General features: G+C 71.1%; 12 protein-coding genes. 5 read left to right on the forward strand and 7 right to left on the reverse strand.

Going from position 1 to position 15,644, the window contains the following annotated elements:
• Positions 1 to 6: 6 nt before the first annotated feature.
• Positions 7 to 927: a universal stress protein gene (locus tag ACFXOM_RS26020; RefSeq protein WP_384941354.1), complete on the reverse strand. Its 921-nt coding sequence runs from the start codon at positions 925 to 927 to the stop codon at positions 7 to 9.
• Between the two features lie 26 nt (positions 928 to 953).
• Positions 954 to 1,865, reverse strand: a complete 912-nt coding sequence (locus tag ACFXOM_RS26025) for a universal stress protein (protein ID WP_385039524.1) — start codon at positions 1,863 to 1,865, stop codon at positions 954 to 956.
• A 1,060-nt stretch (positions 1,866 to 2,925) separates the two neighbouring features.
• On the opposite strand from ACFXOM_RS26025, the gene ACFXOM_RS26030 reads away from it, so the two are divergent.
• Both ACFXOM_RS26030 and ACFXOM_RS26035 read left to right on the forward strand, forming a co-directional pair.
• A complete protein-coding gene (locus ACFXOM_RS26030; protein WP_384941358.1) occupies positions 2,926 to 3,360 on the forward strand; it encodes a hypothetical protein in 435 nt (144 codons plus the stop codon).
• Between the two features lie 199 nt (positions 3,361 to 3,559).
• Positions 3,560 to 5,131: an oleate hydratase gene (locus ACFXOM_RS26035; protein WP_384941360.1), complete on the forward strand. Its 1,572-nt coding sequence runs from the start codon at positions 3,560 to 3,562 to the stop codon at positions 5,129 to 5,131.
• Positions 5,132 to 5,200: 69 nt separating this feature from the next.
• On the opposite strand, the gene ACFXOM_RS26040 is transcribed toward ACFXOM_RS26035, so the two are convergent.
• Positions 5,201 to 6,367, reverse strand: a complete 1,167-nt coding sequence (locus ACFXOM_RS26040) for a M15 family metallopeptidase (protein WP_384941362.1) — start codon at positions 6,365 to 6,367, stop codon at positions 5,201 to 5,203.
• A 946-nt stretch (positions 6,368 to 7,313) separates the two neighbouring features.
• Complete coding sequence (locus ACFXOM_RS26045) at positions 7,314 to 7,886, reverse strand: YbhB/YbcL family Raf kinase inhibitor-like protein (protein WP_384941364.1); 573 nt, start codon at positions 7,884 to 7,886, stop codon at positions 7,314 to 7,316.
• A gap of 355 nt (positions 7,887 to 8,241) precedes the next feature.
• Between ACFXOM_RS26045 and ACFXOM_RS26050 the strand changes: the two genes are divergently transcribed.
• Positions 8,242 to 9,111, forward strand: coding sequence for an SDR family NAD(P)-dependent oxidoreductase (locus ACFXOM_RS26050; RefSeq protein ID WP_384941366.1), 870 nt, complete (start codon positions 8,242 to 8,244; stop codon positions 9,109 to 9,111).
• Positions 9,112 to 9,778: 667 nt separating this feature from the next.
• Here the strand turns inward: ACFXOM_RS26050 and ACFXOM_RS26055 are convergent.
• From ACFXOM_RS26055 to ACFXOM_RS26065, 3 genes are all read right to left on the reverse strand, one after another.
• Entirely contained in the window at positions 9,779 to 10,369 is a 591-nt protein-coding gene (locus tag ACFXOM_RS26055; protein ID WP_384941368.1) for a TetR/AcrR family transcriptional regulator, read from the reverse strand.
• A gap of 173 nt (positions 10,370 to 10,542) precedes the next feature.
• Positions 10,543 to 11,295 (reverse strand): amidohydrolase family protein, encoded by a 753-nt coding sequence (locus ACFXOM_RS26060; protein ID WP_384941369.1) that lies wholly within the window; start codon positions 11,293 to 11,295, stop codon positions 10,543 to 10,545.
• A gap of 335 nt (positions 11,296 to 11,630) precedes the next feature.
• Complete coding sequence (locus ACFXOM_RS26065) at positions 11,631 to 13,121, reverse strand: SulP family inorganic anion transporter (RefSeq protein ID WP_385039569.1); 1,491 nt, start codon at positions 13,119 to 13,121, stop codon at positions 11,631 to 11,633.
• A gap of 427 nt (positions 13,122 to 13,548) precedes the next feature.
• On the opposite strand from ACFXOM_RS26065, the gene ACFXOM_RS26070 reads away from it, so the two are divergent.
• Both ACFXOM_RS26070 and ACFXOM_RS26075 read left to right on the forward strand, forming a co-directional pair.
• Positions 13,549 to 13,992, forward strand: a complete 444-nt coding sequence (locus tag ACFXOM_RS26070) for a MerR family transcriptional regulator (protein ID WP_384941373.1) — start codon at positions 13,549 to 13,551, stop codon at positions 13,990 to 13,992.
• 493 nt (positions 13,993 to 14,485) lie between these two features.
• Positions 14,486 to 15,055 carry an SRPBCC family protein gene (locus tag ACFXOM_RS26075; RefSeq protein WP_385039527.1) on the forward strand — a complete coding sequence of 190 codons (570 nt, stop codon included), beginning with the start codon at positions 14,486 to 14,488 and terminating at the stop codon, positions 15,053 to 15,055.
• Positions 15,056 to 15,644: the final 589 nt, after the last annotated feature.

Raw genomic sequence — 15,644 nt, forward strand, 5'->3', positions numbered from 1 at the left:
CACCGGTCAGGCGTCGTACTCCCGGTGCGGCACGATCGCGACGGGGCAGGCGGAGTGGTGGAGCACCGCGTGGGCGGTACGGCCGAGCTGGAGCCCGAGGTGCCCCTCGCGCCGACTGGCGCCGACGACCAGGAGGTCAGCACTGTGCGAGGCGTCCACCAACGCCCGGCGGGCATGGCCCTCGACGGTGCGCCGGCGCACCTCGACGTCCGCCGGGAGGTCCTGCAGCGCCCCTTCGAGTTCCTCGACGGCCCGCTCCTCGTACTGGCGGGTGGGTTCGCCGAGCATCAGGGGATAGCCGCCGGGCTCGTGCACGGGGCAGCGCCATGCCCGTACGGCCTCCAGAGGCACCCCGCGCCACCGCGCCTCCTCGGCGGCGAAGCGAACCGCCGCCGACCCCTTCGCGTCCTCGCCTACGCCCACGACGATCCGCCCGTGCACCGGGGGCGTCGCCTGGTTGTCGTGGCTGCCGCGCAACACGATCACCGGGCAGTCGGCGTGGGCGGCGACGGTCAGACTGACGGAGCCGAGCAGCATCTCGGCAAGGCCGCTGCGACCGCGGGTGCCCACGACCAGCGCGGAGGCGTTCCGGGCAGCGCGGACCAGGGCGTACTCCGGCTCCTCGAACACCACGTCGGCGGTGACCCGCAGGCCGGGGTGCCGGGCGCGTACCCGCTCGGCGGCGGCGCCCACCACGTCCTGGGGTAGGGGCAGTTCGGTCGGTTCGCCGATGTCCCGGGCGAGCGCGGCACCCTCGTACCGGTCCCAAAGGCAGGCGTACACCACCCGTAGTGGCACCCCGCGCAGGGCCGCCTCGTCGGACGCCCAGTCGGCGGCGCGCAGGCTCGGCTCGGAACCGTCGACGCCCACGACCAGGGGCCCGCCGAGGGCTCGCTCGCCCACTGCGTTCTCGTTCGCTGTGTTCATGTTCTCCACTCCTTTCGACGGCACGGTCAGTCGTGCGCGACGACGGCGACGGGGGCGGCGGCGTGGTGCAGTACCGCGTGCGTGACGGGGCCGATGTGGACGCCGAACGTGCTGCGGCGGACCCGGCGTCCTACGACGACCAGGGACGCTTCGCGGGAGGCGTCGATGACGTAATGGGCAGGGCTGCCGGACGGGGACTCCTCGACGACCTCGACGTCCGGGTACTTCTGCCGCCAGGGCCGCAGCACCGCGGCGAGGGCGGCGGCTTCGTGCCGGCCGAGTGTGGCGTTCAGCTCGGCGTCGGCGGGCAGGCCGTAGGCGAAGTAGGGCGGGAGGTTCCAGCCGTGCACGACCCGCAGTGCGGTGTCGCGGAGGGCGGCCGCCTCGAACGCGAAGGCGATCACCGTGTCGTCGGGGTGGGCGGTGTCGAGGCCGAGCACGACGGGCCGGTACGGGGTGGCGGCGGACGGAATGCCGGCGGGGTCCATCTCGTGCTCGTCGGCGGCCTGTTCCCCGGTCCGCACCAGGACGACGGGGGTGCCGGTGTGCGCGATCACGGCCGCGCCCACGGACCCGACGAGGAACCCGCCGATCCCGCTCAGCCCACGCGAGCCGAGGACCAGCAGTTCGGTGTCCTTCGCCACCTCCGGCAAGACGTCCATCGGCCTGCCGGGAACCTGCTCGATCTCCACCTGCACGCCGGGGTGGCGCCGACGCAGCCCCTCGCCCGTCTCGCGCGGAATCCGTTCGCTCCAGTGCCGCAGCTTCTCGGCGCCGAGCGGCGGGGCCTGCGCCTCGACCATGGGCTCCGGAACGGGCTCCCAGACGTGCACCAGCCGCAGCGGCAGGCCGCGCAGCTTCGCCTCCCTGGCCGCCCACTCGGCAGCCGTGCGGCTCTCTGCCGAGCCGTCGAAGCCCACGGTGACGTTGCGGGACATGCTGTCCACCTCCTGTGTCGGGGTTGCGATGCCAGAGTGGAGTCGGGGGAGGTCGCGGGTGCAGGTACCGCAGGTCCCCCGTCCGGGGCTGATCGGCCCCATCGGCCCAAGCGGCATCCCCGCACCACGCTGCGGCGCCGCTCGGCCCTGGCTTCCCGGCACCCCGTTGGGTCGATGCGCCTGAGTCAGTGGGGCCAATGGGCCCCTCTTCGCCCAGCGCCGCGAAACGACGACGGAACGCGACCTGATCACTGATACACAGAGGACGGCCGCCCTCATCGGATGCGGCTCTCCCCCTCAGGGGTCCTTGCATCCCCCATCAGCCTGCTCCAGGGAGGCTTCATGCTGTCCGCAGAGTCCGCCGCCGTGGTCCGCGCAACGCCGCCTGCCGTGGCCGGAGCGCTCGACGAGACAACGACCCGCTTCCACGGCGCGGTGTTCCGCGACCGGCCGGAGCTGCTCGACGGGATGTTGCACCGCGGCAACCGGGCCAGCGGAGTCAAGCGCCGCGCCCGCGGCGAGGTCTCCACCCTCCTGCACCACCACGTCCGCGTCGGCGACGAACCGACGCTCTCCGCCCCCTCGGCGTCTTCCTCGACGACCCGGCCGACGCCACCACCCCGGTCGCCCTGGCCTCCTCGGGCATCGGCAGCACCTCCATGGCCGACATCCTGGCCCCCCTCACCGCCCTCGTCTCGCCCACCCGGTGCTGCTCCTGCACGCCGACCGCTCCCCCGCCGACCACACCCTGCGCACGGAGCCCACCGAAACGGTCGGGCAACTGCCGGGCATCGCGCGGTCTTCTGCACGAGCACCCCGACCCGCAGGGACTCGATGTCCACGGGGCCTGATGAACCTCGGTGACGTCGAACTGCCCGACGGTTACGCGGTGTTCCTGTGCGGCCCGCTTCCCTTCCTACGCGACCTCCGCGCACGACTGCTGGACGCCGGAGCCCCCGCCGAACACATCCGCTACGAGTTTTCGACCCCGCCCCGGGGCTGCCCTGCCAGGCCGCCTGAACACCGGACGACCCCACCGCACTCCAGAAGAGGAACCAACATGACCAGCAACGACACCCAGACCACCGCTCCCGCCACCACCCCCACCGTGCTGCTGCGCTCGGACGGCGAGGTGGACGAGGAGACCATGGCGTACGCCCGCACGAAGATCGACGCCATCGTGGCCCGGCCGGGACTGCCCGCCGTCACCGGCGAGGTGCGCATCACGAAGGCGGCCACGCACCACTCGGAGCGTCCCTGGTCGGCCACAGCCGCCCTGCGCGTCGGACGGCGTGACGTCGTCGTGCACGCTGAGGAAGCCACCGGCCACGAACTCGTCGACCAGCTCCAGGACCGGCTGCGCCGCCAGGCCGACAAGGCGGCCCGCTCCGGACACGACGGCCACCGTGCGGCGACCCCGCCGTGGCGCGGCGGCCCCGGTACCCCGCATCCCGCGGAAAGCGACGGCAGGACGTCGGACTACCACCCGGCGTGAGACCCCGGTACGTACCGGCCCGGTCGGAGAGGTTCCACCGACCGGGCCTGCGTGGTAGCCCGCGCCCGTCCACGGAAGCCCACCTCGCGGGCCCTTCGGCCCACACGGGTGACCAACGGCCCACAGACGGTGCCCACCGACCCGGGAAACGCTGATGCCGGTGTTCCCCGATCAACGGGCGAGAACGAGGAGTTGTGTGATGGCGAAGGCTTATCTGGTGGGCAGCGGAATCGCGGCGCTCGCCGCGGCCACGTTCCTGATCCGCGACGGCGGGTTCGACGGAACGGACATCCACCTCTTCGAGGAGCAGCGGGACATCGGCGGCAGCCTGGACGCGGGCGGCACGGCTCACACCGGCTACTCCATGCGCGGCGGGCGGATGTTCGAGGCCGAGTACCGCTGCACCTACGACCTGCTGTCCGGCATCCCGACTCTCGACGACCCCTCCATATCGGTGACCGACGAAATCCTGGCCGGACACGAGGACTTCGCCTGGGACGACACCGCACGCCTCGTCGACGGCGACGGGAAGATCGTCGACACACACTCGATGGGCTTCTCCGAACGTGACCGCCTGGAGCTGGTCCGCTGCCTGGCCACCCCCGAGGGGCACCTGGACGGCAAGCGGATCACAGACTGCTTCGGCGAGCACTTCTTCACCACGAACTTCTGGTACCTGTGGTGCACCACGTTCGCCTTCCAACCCTGGCACAGCGCCATCGAGTTCCGCCGCTACCTCAGGCGCTTCATCCATCTGCTGCCCGGGTTCGCGACCATGTCGGGCATCCACCGCACCCGCTACAACCAGTACGACTCCATCGTGCGGCCCCTGACCGCCTGGCTGCGCGAACGCGGTGTCACCCTCCACACCGGCTGCCGCGTCACCGACCTCGGGCTCGCACCGGGCCGCCGCAGTACGCGGGTCGAAACGATCCACCTGTCCCGCGGCGACCGCGACGAACAGATCGAGGTGGCCCCCGAGGACCTGGTCCTGGTCACCAACGGCTCCATGACCGACGCCTCCAGCCTCGGCTCGCACACCTCCGCACCGTCCCCGCACCCCCACCGCTCGAACGCCTGGCTGCTCTGGCACCGACTGTCCCGAGGACGCGACGACTTCGGCGCCCCCGCCGTATTCGACAAACGCGTCAAGGAGTCCCGCTGGGAGTCGTTCACGGTCACCGCGAGCGACCCCGCCTTCCTCGACGCTCTGGAGGAGTTCAGCGGGCGCGAGACCGGCCGAGGCGGCCTGATGACCTTCACCGACTCCACCTGGCTGCTCACCCTCGTCGCCCCGCGCCAGCCCGTCTACCGCGACCAGCCCGAAGGCGTCTTCGTCTGGTGGGGCTACGCACTTCGCCCCGACCGCGCCGGCAACCACATACCCAAACCCATGACGATGTGCTCCGGCCGGGAGGTCCTCGAAGAGACCCTGCACCACCTGCCGTTCGACGACGCTGTGGCGGCCCGGGTCCGGAAGACCTCCACCGTCGTACCCTGCCTGATGCCGTACATCACCAGTCAGTTCCTCGCCCGCCGCCGCGACGACCGCCCCAAGGTCGTGCCCGACGGATCGGTCAACCTCGCGTTCATCGGCCAGTTCACCGAGGTACCGGACGACGTGGTGTTCACCGTCGAGTACTCGGTACGCACCGCCTGGACGGCCGTGGCCCAACTCCTGAACCTCGACAAGCACCCGCCCGCTGTCTACAAGGGCCACCACGACCCCCACGTCCTGACCGCCGCGCTGGAGACCGTGCACCGCCGGTAGTCAGGAACGTGACCAGCGGCCCGCCCGGTTGCTCTGACGAGCCGTCATGAGAGTCCGAAGTAGGGCGACTCACCTCCCCTGCCTCTGTTTCCGCTTGATGCGGGGGGCTTCGAAATGGTGGTAGTCCCTCGCGGCCCAGCGTCCACCCCACCGCAGTCCACGGCTCTCGAAGGCCCGTACGACCGGACTCTTGAGACTGCCGAGGACAGCCTCGTGAGGAAGGCGACGATCCAGGTAGGCACGGTTGGGGAAGACTCCCGTCCTGGCTTGGAAGGGGTTCTCCCACGTGTTGATGTCGATGGCCAGACCCCAGGCGTGCGGGGACAGCACCCGGCGGCTCTCCCAGCCGTCAACAAAGCGGCAGTTGAACGCACTGGTGTTGTCCGCGCTCATGGACGAGTAGTCGTTCGCACCCCGCACCGAGCCGTTGCCGAAATCATCGACCAGGCGCATCTGCCGGATCGGATACTTGAGCCGGTACAGGTCCGTGAAGACTGCCGCGGTCTGCTGGGCCACGGACGCATGGACGATGATCTCGCCCCGGTAACGGTAGCCGTCGAAGCCCCAGTGATTGACCTGCACATAGCGAAGATCGTCCCGCCCCACCGGGCAGCCCTCGGTGTAGGAGACACCCGTCATGCGCTCCCACACCGGCCCGGGGATACGTGAGACGCTCGCATGAGCGCCGGCACCGACAGCACGCGGCCGCCGCGCAGGGTCGGTCGAACTGCTGAAGCGGGGCTCCGCGGCGCGCTTCGGCACGACGACCGGTTCCGCCGCGGGACGGGTGCTGACCCGAAAAGGGGTACTGATCCCGGTGGCCGCATGACGGCCGCGGACGACTGCCCGGTACTCGGTCGCCTTCCACGGCGACACCTGGACCGACGCCCGCCCCTCACGGTCGAGCTCCAGCGTTTCGAACGTGCGCCACACCGAGGTCCCCGCGGCACGACTCTGCCATTCGACCTCGCCTCCGGTGTTCGTCGCACGCGGCGGAGCGGAGGTTGTGAGGTGCAGTGTCCCCGTCCCCTCGCTCACAACCACCGGGGGCCCGGTGAGCTTGACCGACATTGCGCCGTTCGGCGGCGCTTGGTTCTTCCCCTGACTGCCACCCGGATCAGCCGCCGGTTCCCCGAACGATGTCGGCCAGCCGACCTCCACTGCGGCACCGCCAACGAGCGCCACCGCGCCGAGGGCAACGGTGCTCAGCAGCGGAGCCACGGGTCTGCCCAACATTGCCTCAAGTCGCTTACGACTACGTTTCATCGATCCTCCAGCTCTTTGTGCAACCGCCGTGGCAGATGCATCAGAAAGTCTTCGGACGCCCGTCACCGGTCCTTCGGATGCTGGGGAAGCCGGAGACAGGCAACCAAGTCACTAGCGAGCGGGGAGATGTTTGGTATTGATGAGCGCTTGCGAACAGGACGGCCTCTCCTGCATTGCAACTGCCATGCAGGAGGCAGCGCCCGGTGGGCGTTCCTCCCCAGCGCACGGCGCGGAGTCCTGTGGCCTTTCGCCCCAGCCCCGTACCGGGAGTGAGGCGAGGCTGGCGACTTCTCGGTAGGGCCCCTGGCCGTGGACAGCGGTGGGGCGTGCCGTGTGTCGCTGAAGAGCTCGACGCAGCGTTCGAGGACGTTGTCCGCCCGTGGACAGCCGATTGCGGATCCGTCGGACGTCCTCACCGGTGTGCCGGATGTTCGCTCGTGGTCGGGAACGCCCCGACACACATCGAATCCCGGCGTGTCTGAGTCCTCGTTGGTGCTAGGACTCAGACACCGGCGCCAGAACCCGTATCCGCCGCGATACCATCGAACATTTCCTTACCGCGCCCACATCAACAGTGCGTTTATCGTACTCAAGTCGACCGCATACGCGTCAGCAACACGCACGAGTTCAGGGACAACACGCTGGGCGGGTGACCGGGCCGTCGGTGATGGCCCCACCTGCAGAAGGTGGTTCGTCCGGGCGCGTCCGGGACTGCTCGAGTGGTCTTGCCGATGACGTCGGTTCCCCGAGCCACAACCGGGGTCGTCCTCCATCAGCTCGCGCCGTGCCCTCAGGGGCCCGGCGGACGATCGCGAGCGGGACGCCGAACACGGTCGCACCCGGCTCCCGCCCGCGATCCGGGACGTCGGCCGCCGGCGTCTCGGCGGCGTCCGCCGGTGGCGCTCCGGGTGGGACGTCAGCGGGAGTAGAGGCCGTCCAGGCGACCGCGCGCAAGAGCGGGACCGCCCACGGCGTCGAGCACCTCCCGGGGTCGGGCCGCGTCCAGGGTCGCCCGCCCCGGAACCGAGATGATCGCGGTGCGCAGCGCGAAGAGTTGGAAGACGTACCGGTGTGCGCCGTGTCCCTTGAGCGGCTGCGGACCCTGGTAGCCCCGCCCCATGCCGGAGCGCAGCACGTGGACGCCTTCGACGGCGGCGTCCGCGCCCAGATCCCCCGGACGCAGCTCCTGCCGCCCGGGTGAGATGAGGGCCAGGCAGTGCACGAACGGCCTCCTGGTGGGGGCGTCGGCGTCTTCCACGACCAGGAGCAGCTGCGCGGCTTGTCCGGGTGCGCCGGACCAGGTGAGGGCCGGGGAGAGGTTCACCCCTCCGCCGCGTCGGCCGGCGTGGACCGCGGGCATCGTTCCGCCGTACCCGAAATCGGCACTGCGCAGGTCGAGCGTGTCCGGCCCGGACAGGTTGGGGTGGCGCCAAGCGAGCTGTGCTTCGCCCGCCCGCTTGTTCTTCAGCAGCGTTCCCAGGATTGCCATGCCGTCGTCCCTTTCGTCGGTGGTGCGCGCGCCGTCCCGGATGCGGGCCCGCGAGTCGGACCGACGCGCGGCAGCTCCCGCTCGGGCCCCTCCCCTGCGGGCCCCCGGCGCGAGGTCGGCCGCGCTCGGCTTGCATCCGTGAGTCACTATATCTAGAGTGACACTGAGTTTCACGTATGAGCCATGAATTCACCATCGACTCTTCGATGCACCACCTCGTCCGACACGGGGCGTCACAAAGCCGTGCTGCCCGCCGCCCGGCCGAGCCCGCCCCGGCCACTGCCAACCGGGCGATCAGCCAGCCGAAAACCGTCCGACCCCGTCGACGGTCGAACCACCAAGAGGAGTGTTCACAATGAGCGACGACAGGAAGACCGACCTCACGGGCCGCACGGTGGTGGTCACCGGCGCGAGCTCAGGCATCGGCGCGGCGGCGGCGCGGCGCTTCTCAGCACTCGGGGCCACCGTCGCCGTCGTCGGTCGATCGCACGAGAAGACGAGAGCCGTCGCGGCGGAGATCGGCGCCGAGGCTCATCTGGCGGACTACGGACGGCTGGACGACGTACGCCGCCTCGCAGGGGAACTCCTCGCCCGCTACCCCCGCATCGACGTCCTGGCCAACAATGCCGGGGGGTTCTTCACCAGCCGCAAGGAGAGCGCGGACGGTCACGAGCTGACCTTCCAGATCAACCACTTGGCGCCGTTCCTCCTGACGAACCTGCTGCTGGACCGCCTCACGGAGGCACCCGACGGCTCCCGAGTGCTGAACACCGCCAGCGTGGAGTACCGCAAGGGGCACCTGGATCTGAGCGACTTGGACCGCACTCACGGCCGCTACCGTTGGCGGGAGGCGTACGCCGCCGCCAAGCTCGCCACCGTCGTCTTCACCCGGGAACTCGCCCACCGATCGCAGGGCACGGGCGTGACCGCCACGGCCTTCCACCCCGGCTCCGTCGCCAGCGACGTCGCCCGGGACAACGCCATGATGCGAGCGTTCATGGGGACGCGCCTGGCCAGGGCCATGATGGCCACGCCCGAGCAGGGTGCCGAGCCGCTGCTCCACCTGGCCAGCGCGCCGGACACCCTCGCCGCCAACGGCGCCTACTTCGACCGCCTCGAGCGCGAGGAGCCCCGGAACGTACAGGCCACCGACACCGAGCTGGCGCGGCGCCTGTGGGAACGCTCCGCGGAGCTGACGGGTCTGCCGGCCACCACTCCCCGGTGACGGCGCAGGCTGCCGGCGCGGCTGCGGGAACGGCCGCTTCGTCCCACGCGTAGGCGGCACCCGCCCTCACGCACCCGTCCCCCGGCACCCGCCCTCCCGGCATCGGCGAACACCGGCACGGTGGCGATCGGGTGCACGGTTCCCGCTGCGACCGCCCGTCGGGCCCGGAAGCCAGCACCACCGCGGCGACCGGGCCGCCCGGACCCACTCCGCGGCCCGGGCGGTACGACCCGTGGCGCGGTGAAGGCCCGGTCGGACGGGGAAGCGACGACACCGGCCCCACGTTCCGCCATGACCTCCCGGCGAGGAGGCCGGGGGACGACGCCCGTGGCGTGGATTCCCGCCCGAAGCAATAGTCACGGACCGGGCGCGAGCGGCCGGTGGACGCTCACCCGCAGACGGCGTGATCGATCCAGCGGCACCGGGAACGACGACACCGGCCAACGAGGGGCGACCACGCCGGCCGCACCGCGGGCGAGAGGCGTCTGGTCGATGGCCGGGCAGCGGGGGACACGCTCCTGGCGCCCCCTCCCGGCCGGCCCGCTGACCGCGGATCCCGCCGACGGAAAGAAGGCGAAGGGCTACCGCCGCGCTGACCGGGGCCGCCATCCGCGAGAGCCGGTCCGCATCCGGCCGCAGCGCAAGCCGCCGGGCAGAGCGGCGCCGGTCACGGTGAGAGCGCCGCGAAGGCTTCGTCGAGCAGCGCGATGAGGTCGAGACTGCCGTCCGACACGGTCCAATGGTCGACAGCGATGTTCAGGCAGTCCAGCGCCGCGGCGGCCTTCACCGACAGCGCCACGGCCGAGGACCCCGAGGACCCCTCGCGACCGGCGAGTGCCTGCTCCAGCAACGGGTACCACGTGCGCTGCCGCTCCAGCTGGCGTGCGCACAGGGCAGGGGTCTCCCGGACGAGGTGGGCCAACGCCAGCGCTCCGTCCGGATCCTGACGGTAGGGCCCGACGACCACGTCCATCGCGGACCTCAGCGCTCTCCAGTCGCCCTCGTCGGCTGGGCGTGTCCGCAGGGCCTCGGCGATCTGCTCACCGTGCGCGTCGAACGCGCTGAGGGCCGCGTCCTCCTTGGTGCCGAAGTAGCGCAGGAACGTGCTGCGGGACACGCCGGCGGCAGCGGCCAGGTCGTTCACCGTGACGTTCTCGAAGCCCTTCTGTCGGAACAGGTCGAAGGCCACCTCAGCCAACTCGGCACGTACGGCCGCTCGCGCGATGTCCCTCGTGTTCGTACGCGGTGCTTCACTCACCGGGCGTCCCCAGCTCCCACTCGGCATCGATTTCTTCCACGATACTTGGTATCACATGTTGAACCCCATATCGAATGCAAAATCAACGTTCAAAAGTGAGGCTCTCGCGACCACGGCGCTCGCGGTCCGGTCGTGGCGCGCCCTCTCCCCGGCCGGGGGGTGGCCGCACGCCCTCACACCCGGTAGAAGGAGGCCGCGTTGTCGTACATGACGCCGTCCAGGTGCTCCGCAGCCGCCTCCGCCACGACGTCGAGGTCGCTGTCGACGAAGGGACGCCGGGCACGGGTCGACGGCAGATCGGAGCCGACCATCAGGGCGGTCGGGTCGACTTCCAGCACGGCACGGATCGCGTGAAGGACATCGAGCTCGACCCGACCGAAGCCGGACGCCTTGACGCGGACACCGCGCTCGACGAGCGCCAGGAGATGCGGCAGTCCGTCCGCGTGCAGGCCCAGGTGGTCAACACTCACCGCAGGCAGGACGGCCAGGGTCCCGGCGAGTTCGGGAAGGTCACGAGCATCGACGTAGAGCTCGATGTGCATGCCGGCCACATGGTGGATGCGGCGGGCCAGGGCGTCGAGACGCTCCACGCCGACGGCCCCGCCGCGACGCAGGTTGAACCGGACGCCTCGCACCCCCCGGTCAGCAAGCCGTGCGACCTCCTCGTCAGGAAGGTCGTACGGAATCTGGGTGACTCCGACGAAGCCCGGTCCCAGCCGGTCCAACGCGTCCAGCAGACAGGTCTGGTCGAAGCGCTGGAACGAGCCCGAGACGACGGCCCCGCCGACCACCCCCAGTGCGGCCGTGCGGTCGAGGTACTGCTGGACGGTGAATTCCCCCGGCAGGTAGCCGTCGTTCTCGAACAGCGGAAACCGACGGTCGATCACGTGGAAGTGTGCGTCGAAGAACGGGCGTCTGTGCGTCACACGATTCCATTCCGGTGGACAAGGGGGCCCGCATCGGTACCGGACCCCGGCCGTTTGCCATTGTCCGCCCAGTAGATCTCCCCGAGCACAGGTGAGTGATCACGCACCCGCGCCTGCGCGCCGGGCGCAAGGCCGGCAAGCGGGGACGCGGCTGTGACGCGTGCCGGGGTCGCCTGCGGAGCGTACGGCGATTCGGGGGTCCGGTCAGCGCTCCCCGGGGACCGCCTGAAGCACGCTGCCCGACGGCAAAGGCTCCCGACACACCGTCAGAACAGTGCGGGAGCGGACCCCCGGCCCGACGGCGAGGGTCCGCTGAGCAGCGTTCGCGGCGCTGATCAGTGGCTGCCTGCCAGTTCGCCACTGAGCCTGCCGTGCAGCCGGGCGCTGGGCGTGTTGAGGCCGATGATCTCGACGGTCTTGCCCCGCTGGGCGTACTTGGTCTCGATGGCGTCCAGGGCCGCCACGGACGAGGCGTCCCAGACGTGGGCCGCCGAGAGGTCGATGACGACCCTGGCCGGGTCGGCGGTGTAGTCGAACTGGCCGACGAGGTCGTTGGAAGAAGCGAAGAACAACTCGCCCGTCACCCGGTAGACGACGGTGCTCCCGTCCGGGTCCACAACTGCGGTGACCTCGGCGAAGTGGGCGACGCGCTGGGCGAAGACGACCATGGCGGTGATGGATCCGACGACGACGCCGACGGCGAGGTTGTGGGTGGCGACGACGCAGGCGACGGTGACGAGCATGACGACGATCTCACCGGCGGGCATCCGCCTGAGTGTCTTCGGTGCGATGGAATGCCAGTCGAAGGTCGCGAACGACACCATGATCATGACGGCGACCAGGGCCGCCATGGGGATGTCGGAGACGACCGGGCCGAAGACGATGCACAGCACCATCAGGAACGCGCCCGCGAGGAAGGTGGACAGGCGGGTGCGGGCGCCGGAGACCTTCACGTTGATCATCGTCTGGCCGATCATGGCGCAACCGCCCATTCCGCCGAAGAAGCCGGTGACGATGTTGGCTATGCCCTGGCCGATGGACTCGCGGGTCTTGTCGGAGCGGGTGTCGGTGATGTCGTCGACGAGCTTCGCGGTCATCAGCGACTCCATCAGGCCGACCAGCGCCATGGCGAACGCGTACGGGGCGATCGTGGTCAGCGTGTCGAGCGTGAACGGCACGTCGGGCAGACCCGGGACCGGGAGGGAGGACGGCAGGGTGCCCTTGTCACCGACCGCGGGAACGGCGATGCCGGCAGCGAGCGTGATCACGGTCAGGACGACGATGGAGACGAGCGGAGCGGGGATGACGGTGGTGATCTTCGGGAAGAACACCATCAGCGCGAGACCGCCGACGATCAGCGGGTAGACGGCCCACGGCACGTTCCGCATCTCGGGGACCTGGGCCATGAAGATCAGGATGGCGAGCGCGTTGACGAAGCCGACCATGACCGAGCGCGGGATGAACCGCATCAGCTTCGCCACCCCCAACGTGCCCAGAACCACCTGGAACACGCCGGCCAGGATGACGGCTGCGATCAGGTAGCCGAGGCCGTGCTCGCGGTTCAGCGGGGCGATGACGAGGGCGACGGCGCCGGTGGCAGCGGAGATCATCGCGCGCCGGCCGCCGACGATCGCAATGGTCACGGCCATGGTGAAGGAGGCGAACAGACCCAGCGCCGGGTCGACGCCGGCGATGATCGAGAACGAGATCGCCTCGGGGATCAGGGCCAGTGCCACCACCAGGCCAGCCAGGATTTCGGTGCGCCAGACCTTCGGGTCGGACAGCCAGTCGGGCTTCAGGCCGCGCAGACGGGCGGCCGGGGACACGGCGGAAGCAGCAGAAGACAAAGGAGACGGAACCTGTCGTGCTCGGGCGCGCCCCGTTCGGCAGGCAGGGACGTGCAGGAGGACGCGGAGGGGCCGGGCCGGCAACCCCGCGGGGCAGCTCCGTGAGCGTGGAGCCGGAAGTCGAAGGTGGGCGGCACGGCCAGCGCAGGGGCGCGTCCCGCCCATGTCCAAGGGCGAAGACTCACGGTGGGCAGGGGGCGGCGCCGGGCTTCACGGGCTCGCGCACGCTTCGTCTCCTGCGGGAATCGGATCTTCGCCGGGGGCGCCATCGGCCCCGACACGGCAACGGCGGAACGGCGGCACGCCGCCCTCGCCGCCGGCAACTCTACCCTAACGTTAGGGTAGGGATCGGCGGCGCCCACCCGGGCCGAGCACACCGTCGACGAGAAGGGCCGGGACCACGGGCGTGGATGGCAAGCACATGCAGATCGGCGAGGTCGCCACGCGGACCGAGCTGTCCTTGCGCACGATCCGCCACTACGAGGAGAGCGGTCTGGTCGTTCCCTCGGCCCGCTCGCAGGGTGGCTTCCGCCTGTACACGGAGGCCGATGTGGCTCGCCTGATGGTGATCCGCCGGATGAAGCCCCTCGGTTTCTCCCTGGACCAGATGCGCGACCTGCTGGACGCCACGGACCGCCTTGACGGTGGCCAGCTGGGACCCGGTGAGCGAGAGGCCCTTCTCGATCGCGTCCGCGGATACGAGCAGAACGCCGCGGACCAGGTGTCCAAGCTGCGTGTCCAACTGGCGCGGGCCGAGGAGTTCGCGCGGTCGCTGCACGTGCGGGTGGCACGGAGTCAGGGCGCCGAGGTGACGGCGGCTGAGGCCCGAGCCGGCGCAGGGGCGGGTTGACGTCCTCTCCACTCCGAAGGGGGAGATTCCCGCTTACCGCGCCGTTGGACGCTGCGGTGTCGGTTGGTTCCCGCTTCGCTGCGCGGTGCCGGGACGGGTCCCGGTCTCACCTGCACTCCACGGGCTGACACGGCCGGTCCGGCCGCCTTGGCGACGTTGACCGTCGCGTCGGTGTCCCGGTCCAGGACGGCCCCGCACGCCGAGCGCGCCTCGGTCCGGCCGTCCGCCGCCAGGGCTCGCCGGATCGCCGTGCAGCGTGGTGAGCCGCCCGTGACCCGCGGGCGCCGGACACCTGGGCTCCACGACCGGCGTGCGACGTGCCCGGGGAAGCGCACGACGACAACCGGGGCGACGATGTTGTCAGGTGGGTCGACCCGCGGCGGCGGCGACGCCACGGCCTGACCGGGGCCGCGACGCCCTCGCTGATCGGCGGGCTCGGCCGTCCCGGCGTCGGACCGGGAAACAGGGACAGACGGGTGGAGAGGTCGGGCAAATGGTGCGGATCGGTGCACTGGTGGCGGTGGCGGCGGCCGGCTCGGGCGCGGCGGCCGGATATCTGGGGCTGGTGACCGGCGCCGTGCCGATGGATCTCGGAGTGGGCCGGCGCACGCGCCGGCTCGGTCCGCGGAGCGTCGACATCACGGCACCGCGAGAGACGGTCTTCGAGGTGATCACACAGCCCTACCTCGGTCGGCAGACCCGGGCGATGAGCGAGAAGGTCACGGTGCTGGAGCAGGGAAGCGACATGGTGCTCGCCGCACACCGCACCCCCGTCGCGGGCGGGCGGTTGACGGCGACGACGGTGGAGACCGTGCGGTTCACCCGGCCGGAGCGGGTCGACTTCCGCCTGGTACGCGGGCCCGTCCCGACGGTCACCGAGACGTTCGCACTCCACCGGGAACGTGCGGGCACGCGGCTCGTGTACAGCGGGGAGCTGGGCACCGACCTGTGGGCGCTGGGCCGATGGTGGGGCGACGCGGTCGCCGCACGCTGGGAGGCGACGGTTGCTGCCACGCTGTCCGCGGTCAAGCAGGAGGCCGAGCGGCGCGCGGCCGTCGGCTGATCGGCGGCAGGGATCGCACGTCAAGCACGGTGCGCGTCGGGGTCCGGGTGGTCGGTGGAGGGGCCGGGCGCATGCCGCCGCCTCCGCGCAGCACCATCGCCGCACCTCTCGCCGCGGGCCCGGAGAACCTGCCGCGGGGTGGGCTACGGACTCTGACCGGGTGGTGCCTCCCGATCCCCCCGCGCGTGGTCCCGATCCCCGGGACGTGGGCCCGTACGGTGGCGGGACCCGCTCGGTCGCGCATCGTGCCGGGAGCGGCGTGGGTGGTTCGCTGCCGCGCGCTTGCCGTACTCGCGCCGGCCGAGGGCCTACGGTCGGACCGTGGTGCTGCGGGGCGTGCTCGGGACGGTACACCCGGCGACGGGCGTCACCCGGCTCGTGCCCTCCGGGCGCCTGCCGCGGGTTCTGGCCGCGTACGCGCAGGCGACCGGCGGTGCCGCACGGTCTGCTCGTCGGGACGCCGGGCCGCGCGGCACCGGGATACCTCGAGCGGGCTCAGCCCCGACCCTGTGCTGGGCACCGCCCACGCCGGCCCACGCCCCACTGGCCGACCGGCAGGCGGTGGGGCCCGCGTCGCAACGTGCGGCGC

Origin of the sequence: Streptomyces sp. NPDC059169, assembly GCF_042755225.1 — a bacterium.
Classification (GTDB): Bacteria; Actinomycetota; Actinomycetes; order Streptomycetales; family Streptomycetaceae; genus Streptomyces.

What these genes read in the sequence shown, in the direction of transcription:
- ACFXOM_RS26020 (WP_384941354.1), bottom strand. Translation starts at nt 927, where the DNA reads ATGAACACAGCGAACGAGAACGCAGTGGGCGAGCGAGCCCTCGGCGGG.
- ACFXOM_RS26025 (WP_385039524.1), bottom strand. Translation starts at nt 1,865, where the DNA reads ATGTCCCGCAACGTCACCGTGGGCTTCGACGGCTCGGCAGAGAGCCGC.
- ACFXOM_RS26030 (WP_384941358.1), top strand. Translation starts at nt 2,926, where the DNA reads ATGACCAGCAACGACACCCAGACCACCGCTCCCGCCACCACCCCCACC.
- ACFXOM_RS26035 (WP_384941360.1), top strand. Translation starts at nt 3,560, where the DNA reads ATGGCGAAGGCTTATCTGGTGGGCAGCGGAATCGCGGCGCTCGCCGCG.
- ACFXOM_RS26040 (WP_384941362.1), bottom strand. Translation starts at nt 6,367, where the DNA reads ATGTTGGGCAGACCCGTGGCTCCGCTGCTGAGCACCGTTGCCCTCGGC.
- ACFXOM_RS26045 (WP_384941364.1), bottom strand. Translation starts at nt 7,886, where the DNA reads ATGGCAATCCTGGGAACGCTGCTGAAGAACAAGCGGGCGGGCGAAGCA.
- ACFXOM_RS26050 (WP_384941366.1), top strand. Translation starts at nt 8,242, where the DNA reads ATGAGCGACGACAGGAAGACCGACCTCACGGGCCGCACGGTGGTGGTC.
- ACFXOM_RS26075 (WP_385039527.1), top strand. Translation starts at nt 14,486, where the DNA reads ATGGTGCGGATCGGTGCACTGGTGGCGGTGGCGGCGGCCGGCTCGGGC.